1 pseudogene is annotated in these 410 nt (G+C 48.3%); it reads left to right on the top strand.

From position 1 onward, the window contains the following. Positions 1–410: pseudogene (locus M3175_RS26175) on the top strand (hypothetical protein); the annotation flags it as partial.

The raw sequence follows: 410 nt of genomic DNA, 5'->3' as shown, positions 1-410 counted from the left end.
CGAATACTACCTCACCGATATCGTCAACATGGCGGTGGATGATGGCATCGAAATCGCCACTGTATCGCCGACCCACCAGTTTGAAATCGAAGGCGTGAATGACCGTCTGCAGTTGGCAAATCTAGAGCGTACTTGGCAAATGCATCAAGCCCAAGCGCTGATGCAACAAGGCGTACATTTGATTGACCCAAGCCGTTTTGATTTGCGCGGTTCGCTCAAAGTTGGCAAAGATGTGCAAATTGATATTAATGTCATCATTGAAGGTGACTGTGAGCTAGGTGATAACGTCAAAATCGGCGCAGGTTGTATCATCAAAAACAGCAAAATCGCCAGTGGCACTGTGGTGCAACCTTACAGTCTATTTGACCATGCGGTGGTAGGCGCAGACAACCAAATCGGACCATTTGCCC

The sequence above is a fragment of the Robertmurraya korlensis genome, from assembly GCF_023715225.1.
GTDB lineage: Bacteria > Bacillota > Bacilli > Bacillales > Cytobacillaceae > Robertmurraya_A.
This window is presented reverse-complemented; position numbering and strand designations above follow the sequence as displayed.